Genomic DNA, 8,888 nt, shown 5'->3' on the forward strand with positions numbered 1-8,888 from the left:
GGGGAATTGAGCTGGACGATGTCGGCGCGCTGTTCCGCCGCCAGCGCCGCGATCGCGCGCCCGGCGGCGAGGACCTCGGCGGGGCCGGCGGCGAGCCAGTCCAGGGGGAGACCGGTATGGACGACGGTGTAGGCGACATCACCCTCACCCTTCCCACCGGCTGCGCCGGCGGGCCCCTTCCCTTTCCCATCGGGAGAGGGAGGAAGGCGCGAAGCGCCGGAAGGGTGAGCGTGATCGGAGGCCGGCCCCATCACCGCCAGCACCACTTCCGCCCCCTGCTCCGCCAATGCACCGGCGAGGTCGGTCGCGTACGGCCAGACGCCGCCGACCGCGTCGCAGGTCATCAGCACCCTCACTCGGCGGCTTCCGCGAGGATCGGGAGGTTGAGCCGGCGCTCGGCGGCGAGCCAGCGGGCGAGGTCGGCGACGCCCTCGCGCCACGCCACGCGCGGCCCCAGCCCCAGCGCCGCTTCCGCCGCGCGCGTGTCGGCGACGAAATAGCGCTGGTCGCCCGCGCGCCAGTCAGCCCAGGTGACGTCGATGTCGTGCCCGACCAGCTCGGCCATGTGCGCGAGCAGCTGGCGCAGCGATACCGCGTTGGCGGGGCCGCCCCCCAGGTTAAACGCGCGGCCGGTGACCCGGTCGATCCGGCGCCAGGCCTGGAGGTACGCCTCCACCGCGTCCGACACGTCGCAGATGTCGCGGACCTGATAGCCGTCGCCATAGAGCGTGATCGGCCGGCCCTCCAGCGCGCGGATCAGGAAGTGCGCGACCCAGCCCTGGTCCTCCGTCCCCATCTGCCGCTGGCCGTAAATGCACGACATGCGCAGCACGCAGGTCGGCAGGCCGAACGAACGGGCATGGTCGAGGACATATTGGTCCGCCGCGCCCTTCGACACGCCATAGGGCGTGTGGAAGTCGAGCGGCCGCGCCTCGCCAATCCCGTGATCGCGGACACCCGCGTCGTCAGGCACATAGGCGTCGTCCTTCAGCGTAAAGCTGAGGTCGGCAAGGTCGCCATAGACCTTGTTGGTGGACGCGAAGACCAGCGGCACCGCCTCGCCCCGGCGCCGCAGCGCGTCGAGCAGCGCGAAGGTGCCGCCGATGTTGATCGCGAAATCGGCGGCTGGATCGTCGAGGCTGGTGGTGACGGCGACCTGCGCGGCGAGGTGGAACACCGCCCGCGCGTCCGCGACGGCCGTCGCGACGGCATCGTGGTCGCGGATGTCGGCGTGGACGAACTCGATCGCGTCGTGGTGCCGGTCGCGCAGCCAGGCGAGGTTGCGCTCCGTCCCCGCCCGCGACAGCGCGTCGAGGATCCGCACCCGATGTCCCTCGCGCGCGAGCCGGTCGACCAGGTTGGAGCCGATGAACCCCGCGCCGCCGGTGACCAGGACGGGGGCGTCGCTCACGCCACCAGCCCCCGCGCGTCCAGTTCGGCGCGCGCGGCGGCGACGTTGTCGGTCGCGGTCTGCTGCGCCACCCAGCCGGCCAGCTCCGACAGCCCTGCCCCGAAATCCTGCCTGACCGTGAAGCCCAGCGCGTCGCGCGCCAGCGTCGTGTCGCAGAAACAGTGACGGATGTCGCCGATCCGCGCCTTGCCGACGATCTCCGGCTCGATGTCGTTCTTGCCCATCGCCCGGGCGAGCGCGATTCCCACCTCCCGCACCGAACGGTCCTGGCCGGAGCCGATGTTGAACGTGCCGCCGACCGCCTCCGGCTTGACCAGCGCATCGGCGAAGGCGCGGGCGACATCGGTGACGTGAACGAAGTCGCGCCGCTGCTCGCCGTCTTCGAAGATCATCGGGCGCTGCCCGTTGAGCAACCGCGACGCGAAGATCGCGAGCACGCCGGTATAGGGGTTGGAGAGCGCCTGGCCTGGACCATAGACGTTGAACAGGCGCAGGCAGACGCTCTCGATGCCATAGGGCGCCCCCATGATGTGGGTCGTCCGCTCCTGCACGAATTTGTTGAGCGCGTAGATCGACGACAGCGCCGGTCGCTTCCACTCGGGGGTCGGCAGCGGCGTCAACGGTCGCCCTTGCCCGTCGACCGGTTCCCATTGCGACAGGCCGTCGCGCAGGTTGGGGCGGTCCGCGTCCTCGACCGCGCGACCGTCCGCGTCGCGGTACAGGCCCTCGCCATAGATCGACATGGACGAGGCGGTGACGACGCGGCGCACCGGGCGGTCAATGAGCTGCTCCCACAGCACGGCCGTGCCGACGTCGTTGGTGGAGGTGTACCGCTCCACCTCGTACATCGACTGCCCCACCCCGACCTCGGCGGCGAGGTGGATCACGCTGTCCACCCCGTCGAGCGCGCGCGCGACGGCGGCGGCGTCGCGGACGTCGGCGCGGATCAGCTCGGCCTCGGGCGAGAGCAGCGCCGAGCCGTCGACCTGGCCGTGCACCTGCGGGATCAGGCTATCGAGCACGCGGACGCGGTCACCCCGGCGGAGCAGCTCGGCGACGACGAACCGGCCAATGAAGCCGGCGCCGCCGGTGACGAGGACGCGCTCGCTCACGCGGCACCTGCCCTGTTCATGATCCAGATTGATTGCATGCCGCCGCCCGGTCCCCCAATGCACATGCTCGAAGCCCGCTGGCGGAGCTTCTTCTTCTTTGTTCCTTCCAGCCGGAACGGCCGCGCGTGTCAAGCGCCGCGCCGGGCGGCGGCCTTTGGGTGGCGACGCATGACCGCGACCTTCCTCCTCATCCGCCACGGCGCCACCGACGATCTGGACGTGCGGCTGTCCGGGCGTCGTCCGGGTGTGCCGCTGAACGAAGCGGGTCGCGCGCAGGCCGGCGCGCTCGCCCGCCGGCTCGCGGACGAGCGGATCGACGCGATCCTGTCCAGCCCGCTCGACCGGACCAGGGAGACCGCCGAGGCGATCGCGCGGAGCAAGGCGATGGCCGTGACGATCGATGATGCGCTGATCGAGATCGACCTGGGCGAGTGGACGGGCGCGACCTTCGCGATGCTCCATGACGACCGGCGCTGGCACTGGTGGAACGCCGAGCGCGTTACCGCCTGCTGCCCCGGCGGCGAGACGATGGCGCAGGCGCAGGCGCGGATCGTCGGGCTGCTGCGGCGTCTCGCGGCCGAGCGCGATGGGGAGACGATCGCGCTGGTCACGCATTCCGACCTGATCCGCGCGGCCTTGTGCGACGTGCTCGGGCTCGATCTGGCGGGTGTGCATCGGCTGCAGGTCGATCCCGCGTCGGTGAGCACGGTCGTGATCGGGGACTGGGGCGGCAAGCTGCTCAACTTGAATGTCGCGGCCGGGTAGGCGAAGAGGCGGCGATGACGGGGGAACGGGCGAGCATGGCGGACGCGGCGTTGTTGCGCGAGAAGGTGGCGGCGCTGGCGCCCTGGTTCCACAATATCGATCTGGGGCATGGCATCCGGACCGCGCCCGACCATTTCCTGGGCAACTATCCCCAGTTCAAATACGCCCGCTTCGCCGACGCGCTGCCGGCCGACCTGACGGGCAAGACGGTGCTCGACATCGGCTGCAACGCCGGCTTCTACTCGGTCGAGATGGCCAGGCGCGGCGCCGCGCGCGTGCTCGGCATCGATTCGGACGAACGCTACCTCGATCAGGCGCGGCTCGCGACGCGCACGCTGGGCTTTGCGGAGGTCGAGTTCCGCAACCTGTCCGTCTATGACGTGGGCAGCCTGGGCGAGCGGTTCGACCTCGTGATCTTCATGGGCGTGCTGTATCACCTGCGCCACCCGCTGCTCGCGCTCGACCTGATCCGCGACCATGTCGCCGGCGACCTGATGCTGTTCCAGACGATGCAGCAGGGCTCGACCGCGCCGTGGCAGCCGATCGAGGACCATCCGTTCCACAAGCCCGGCACGTTCGACCCGCCGGCGTTCTTCGACGACCCCGCCTATCCCCGGATGCACTTCATCGAGCGGCGGTTCGCGGGCGACTGGACGAACTGGTGGGCGCCCAACCGGGCGTGCTCGGAGGCGATGCTGCGCGCGGCCGGCTTCGCGATCGAGGCGCATCCGGAAGACGAGGTGTATCTGTGCCGCGTCGCCGAGGTGCCCTATGCGCAATGGGGTCCGGCCGCGATCTACCCCGCGAAAAGGAGCTGAGGATTTGCCTGTCGAAGCGGCGATGATCTGGAACGAGCCGAACAACAAGTCGCATTGGGATCCGGCGATCGATCCCGATTGGAGCCAGTTCGCGCGGATGGTGTCGCTGGCCGGCGCCGCGATCGGCCGCGCCAACCCGCGCCTCACCCGCGTCCTGGGCGGCATGAGCCCGATCGACCCGCTCTGGGTCCAGCGGATGGAGGGCCATGGCGGGCTGGACGAGGTGGACGTCGTCGCGGTGCATGGCTTTCCGCTCGACTGGAACCTGTGGCCGATCCACGCCTGGCCCGACAAGATCGCCGAGATCGAGGCGGTCACCGACAAGCCGGTCTGGGTGACGGAGGTCGGCGTCGGCTCGTTCGGCGCGGAGGAGGTGCAGGTCTTCGGGGTTCAGCGCACCGCCGAGCTGCTGATCGATCGGGTCGAGCGCACCTATTGGTATTCGCTGTTCGACCTGCCGATGGAATGGGGCGCGACGACGCGGCATCGCGAGGCGGAAGGCTCCAGCTACTATCGTCACTTCTACATGGGCCTGATCCGCGCCGACGGCACGCCCAAGCCGGCGCTGGACGGCTATGCGCGCGTCGCCGACCGGATGGGGCTGATGCAGTGGTTCCATTGGGAGGACCCGCGGCTGGACGACGCGGTCGCCTGGATGCGGCGGCTCGGCACGCGCAAGCTGCGCACCGGCCTGTCCTGGTCCGATTACTGCCGGCCCGACCCGTTCAGCTGGTTCGATCGGCAGATGGAGGCGCTGGCGGAGTTCGACACCACGGTGACGTTCTGCTTCACGCCCGAGCATCTGGGCATCGAGCCGCACCATACCAGCCCGCCACGCGACCCCCGCGCGTTCGCCGATTTCTGCGCGGCGATGGTGGAGCGTTACGCGCCCGCCGTGACGCTGGAGGCGGCGGCGGCCTAGCTGCGCCAGGGCGAGCTGATCACCATCAGCCTGGGCCCGCCGCGTTCCAGCAGCACGCCGCGCAGCTTCGCGCCGCGCCGCGAGTGGAGCAGCCGCTCCCACCAGTGCCGCAGCACCAGTTCCGGGATCAGGATCGCGACCGATCGACCCGGCGTGTCCGCGTCGATCCGGTCGATCAGCTCCAGCAGCGGCCCGGCGATGTCGCGGTACGGCGCCGCGATCTGGATCAGGCGCGGCGCCGGCTGGCCCCGCGCCTCGATCGGCCCGGCGATGTCGCGATCGAAGGCAGCGCGGCGCTCGGCGATGTTGCCCTCCTCCTCCGGGCCGCCGAGCGCCAGCAGGTGCACGGCGATCACGTTGCGGGACAGCGTCATCGCGAAACGCAGCGCCCGGTCGGTCATGCGCGTGCGTTCCTCGAACGCGACGAGCACCGTGGGCGGTTCGAACTCCTCGATGCTGAACGCCGCCCGCGTGCGCAGCCGATGCTCCAGCCGGTGGTAATAGCGATGCGTGAGGGCGAGCACGCCGATGATGACCGGCACCGCCAGCGCCACGATCCACGCGCCGTCCAGGAACTTCGCGGCGGTGATCACCGCCAGCGCCAGGACCGTCGTCCCCGCCCCCAGCGCGTTGAGCGCGAGCCGGCCGGCGTTGCGCCCCTCCACCTTTCGCCAGTGCGCGACCATGCCGAGCTGGCTGATCGTGAAGGTCAGGAACGCGCCGATCGCGAACAACGGGATTAGGCGATCGGTGATGCCGCCGAACGCGATCAGCAACGCCCCGGCGGTGACGCAGAGGAAGACGACCCCGACCGAGAAGACGAGGCGTCGGTCGGGCGTCGCGAACGGGCGCGGCAGATAGCCATCGAGCGCCACCAGCCGGCACAGGCGCGGAAAGCCGACGAAGCTGGTGTTCGCCGACAGCGCCAGTACCGCGAGCAGGCTCGCCATCGCGACGTAATAGACGACGCCGCGCCCCGCGACTGCGCCGACCAGCTGCGACAGCACGCTCTGATAGCCGGGCTGCGTCTGGTCCATCGCGCCCAGGCCATAGACCCGCGCGATGATCGCGATCCCCACGAGCAACAGCCCGAGGCCGGCGCAGATCACGGTCAGCGTCCAGTGCGCCTGCTTGATCACCGGCTCCTTGAACGCGCCCACGCCGTTCGACACGGCCTCCACCCCCGTCATCGCGGTGCAGCCCGCCGCGAAGGCGCGCATCAGCAGCCACAGGCTGACCGCCTGCGTGCCGTGCGCCAGCGCGGGCGGCGCCACGACCGGGTGTGGATGGCCGCCGCTCGTCGCGATCCGCACCAGCCCCCAGGCGAGCAGCGCCAGGAACGAGAACAGGAACGTGTAGGTCGGGAGCGCAAAGGCCAGCCCCGCCTCGCGCGTGCCGCGCAGATTCGCCAGCGCGACGACGGCGAGAATGCCGAGGCACAGCGTCAGCGTCCAGGGCTGCAACGCCGGCACCGACGAGGTCAGCGCGCCGACGCCGGCCGAGATGCCGACCGCGACGTTGAGCACATAGTCGATCAGCAACGCCGCCGCCGCGAGCAGCGCGGCGCCGGTGCCGAGATTCTCCTTGGCGACCGTGTAGGCGCCGCCGTTGGACGGATAGGCGACGATCGTCTGCCGGTATGACAGATAGAGGATGACGAGCAGCGCGACGATCGGCGCGATCACCCAGCCCATCCAGCTCAGGCTGGCGGCGCCCAGCGGGATCATGATCGTCAGCGCCGCTTCCGGCCCGTAGGACGAGGAGCCCAGCCCGTCCAAGCCCATCGCGGGGACGCCTGCGATCCAGCCGATCTTGTGTTCCCCGCTCTCGCGATTGGCGAGGCGACGCCCGAGCAGCAGGTCCATCATCATCGATGCCGAAACGCCTCCGTCACGACTTGGGTCCTGGACGCGCGCCGGCCGAACGGGCACGGGCTCGCGCGATGAACGAGTGGATGGACGCGGCGGTGCTGGTGGCGCCCGGCCGCATGGAACTGACGCGGGCGCCCCTGCCCCTCCCTGGCGTCGGCGAGGCGCGGATCAGGCTGGAGGGCACGGGCGTGTGCGCGTCCAACATCGAGCCGTTCGAGGGCCAGCCCTGGTCGACCTTCCCCGGCGAGCCGGGCGGCATGGGCCATGAGGGCTGGGGCGTGGTGGACGCGGTCGGCGACGGCGTGACGTTGGCGCCGGGCACGCGCGTCGCGTTCCTGGGCGGGCGCAGCTTCGCGGGATGGGAGGTCGTCGCGGCGGATCGGGTGGTGCCGCTGCCGGACGCGCTCACCGGCCAGCCCGTCCCGGGCGAACCGCTCGGCTGCGCGTTCAACATCTTCCGCCGCTGCGACATCCGGGCCGGCCAGTGGGTCGCGATCGTGGGGATCGGCTTCCTGGGCGCGGTGCTGACCCGGCTCGCGACGGACGCCGGCGCGCGGGTGATCGCGATCTCGCGCCGTGACGAGTCGCTCGATCTGGCACGGCGCTTCGGCGCGGCCGAGACGATCGCGATGCATGATCACGGCGCGATCATCGCTGAGGTCATGCGGCTGACCGACGGCGCCGGCTGCGCGCGCGTGATCGAGGCGGTGGGCAAGCAATGGCCGCTCGATCTCGCGGGCGAGCTGGTCGCGGAGGGCGGCCGGCTGGTGATCGCCGGCTATCATCAGGACGGGCCTCGCCAGGTCTCGATGCAGATGTGGAACTGGAAGGGCATCGACGTCGTCAACGCGCACGAACGCTCGCTGGCGGTGCAGATGCGCGGCCTGCGCGAGGCGGTGGTGGCGGCGGCGAGCGGGCGGATCGACCTCCGGTCACTGCTCACCCACCGCTATGCGCTGGCCGACGTCGCCGCGGCGATCGAGGCGACGCGCGACAAGCCGGCGGGGTTCGTCAAGGCGTGGATCGACCTTTCGTCGTCATGACCAAGCTCGGTTTTCTCGGCACCGGCTGGATCGGCCGTCACCGCATGGCCGCGATGCTCGCGACCGGCGCGGTCGAGGCGGTCGGCATCGCCGATCCATCGCCCGCGATGGCGGCGGAGGCGGTGAAGCTCGCGCCCGGCGCGGCGGTCGTGCCGGACCTCGCCGCGCTGCTCGCGCTGGGGCTCGACGGCGTCGTCATCGCCACCCCCTCCGCGCTCCATGCCGGCCAGTCGATCGCCGCGCTCGACGCCGGCGTCGCGGTGTTCTGCCAGAAGCCGCTTGGCCGCGACGCGGGGGAAGCGGCGGCGGTGGTGGACGCCGCGCGCCAAGCCGATCGGCTGCTGGGCGTCGATTTCTCCTACCGGCACACGGCGGGCATGCGGGCGATCGCGCCGCTGCTGCGCGCGGGCGCGCTGGGCGATCTGTTCGCGATCGACCTCACCTTCCACAACGCCTGGGGCCCGGACAAGCCGTGGTTTTATGACCGCGCGCTGGCGGGCGGCGGCTGCGTGATGGATTTGGGCGTGCACCTCGTCGACTTGGCGCTGTGGAGCCAGGGGTTCCCGGCGCTCGCCGGCCCGGTCGCGGCCGAGCTGCGCGCCGGCGGCCAGCCGCTGTCGCCCGGATCGGGCGAGGTCGAGGACTATGCCAGCGCGCAATTCCGGCTGGCCAATGGCGTGGTGGTGCGGCTGACCTGCTCGTGGCGGCTCCACGCCGGCCGCGAGGCGGTGATCGAGGCGGCGTTCTACGGCACCGGCGGCGGCGCGATGCTGCGCAACGTCGGGGGAAGCTTCTACGATTTCGAGGTCCTGCGCTTCGACGGCACGCGCGCCGAGACCCTGACGAGCGGCCCCGACGAATGGGGCGGCCGCGCCGCCGCCGACTGGGCCCGCCGCCTCGCGGCGGGCGAGCGCGAGGTCGGTGGAAAGATAGGCGTGGACGGTCG

The 8,888-nt window shown here is 71.2% G+C and carries 8 protein-coding genes and 1 pseudogene; 5 read left to right on the top strand and 4 right to left on the bottom strand.

Annotation, left to right across the window (positions count from 1 at the left end; all coding sequences use genetic code 11):
* From HUU95_RS02885 to HUU95_RS14300, 3 genes and pseudogenes are all read right to left on the bottom strand, one after another.
* Positions 1 to 344 (bottom strand): annotated as a pseudogene (locus tag HUU95_RS02885) (glycosyltransferase family 4 protein); the annotation flags it as partial.
* Positions 345 to 352: 8 nt separating this feature from the next.
* Positions 353 to 1,411, bottom strand: coding sequence for an SDR family NAD(P)-dependent oxidoreductase (locus HUU95_RS14295; protein WP_217429745.1), 1,059 nt, complete (start codon positions 1,409 to 1,411; stop codon positions 353 to 355).
* Positions 1,408 to 2,523, bottom strand: a complete 1,116-nt coding sequence (locus HUU95_RS14300; RefSeq protein WP_217429746.1) for an NAD-dependent epimerase/dehydratase family protein — start codon at positions 2,521 to 2,523, stop codon at positions 1,408 to 1,410. The genes HUU95_RS14295 and HUU95_RS14300 overlap by 4 nt, the downstream gene beginning before the upstream one ends.
* A 168-nt stretch (positions 2,524 to 2,691) precedes the next feature.
* Here HUU95_RS14300 and HUU95_RS02895 point away from each other — a divergent pair, with 168 nt between their 5' ends.
* From HUU95_RS02895 to HUU95_RS02905, 3 genes are read left to right on the top strand one after another with little or no spacing between them, the layout of a single operon-like run.
* Positions 2,692 to 3,288 (top strand): histidine phosphatase family protein, encoded by a 597-nt coding sequence (locus HUU95_RS02895; protein ID WP_174278722.1) that lies wholly within the window; start codon positions 2,692 to 2,694, stop codon positions 3,286 to 3,288.
* A gap of 14 nt (positions 3,289 to 3,302) precedes the next feature.
* Positions 3,303 to 4,106 (top strand): TIGR04290 family methyltransferase, encoded by an 804-nt coding sequence (locus tag HUU95_RS02900; RefSeq protein WP_174278723.1) that lies wholly within the window; start codon positions 3,303 to 3,305, stop codon positions 4,104 to 4,106.
* Between the two features lie 4 nt (positions 4,107 to 4,110).
* Complete coding sequence (locus tag HUU95_RS02905) at positions 4,111 to 5,028, top strand: glycosyl hydrolase (protein WP_254602588.1); 918 nt, start codon at positions 4,111 to 4,113, stop codon at positions 5,026 to 5,028.
* Here HUU95_RS02905 and HUU95_RS02910 read toward each other — a convergent pair.
* Complete coding sequence (locus HUU95_RS02910; RefSeq protein ID WP_217429747.1) at positions 5,025 to 6,896, bottom strand: APC family permease; 1,872 nt, start codon at positions 6,894 to 6,896, stop codon at positions 5,025 to 5,027. The two genes, HUU95_RS02905 and HUU95_RS02910, sit on opposite strands and share 4 nt — an antisense overlap.
* Before the next feature lie 74 nt (positions 6,897 to 6,970).
* Between HUU95_RS02910 and HUU95_RS02915 the strand changes: the two genes are divergently transcribed.
* Both HUU95_RS02915 and HUU95_RS02920 read left to right on the top strand, forming a co-directional pair.
* Positions 6,971 to 7,942, top strand: a complete 972-nt coding sequence (locus HUU95_RS02915) for an MDR/zinc-dependent alcohol dehydrogenase-like family protein (RefSeq protein ID WP_217429748.1) — start codon at positions 6,971 to 6,973, stop codon at positions 7,940 to 7,942.
* Positions 7,939 to 8,888 (top strand): Gfo/Idh/MocA family protein (locus HUU95_RS02920; RefSeq protein ID WP_174278725.1); only part of this gene is annotated, 950 nt, incomplete at its 3' end. The genes HUU95_RS02915 and HUU95_RS02920, both read left to right, overlap by 4 nt.

This window comes from Sphingomonas bacterium (assembly GCF_903643065.1).
GTDB lineage: Bacteria > Pseudomonadota > Alphaproteobacteria > Sphingomonadales > Sphingomonadaceae > Sphingomonas.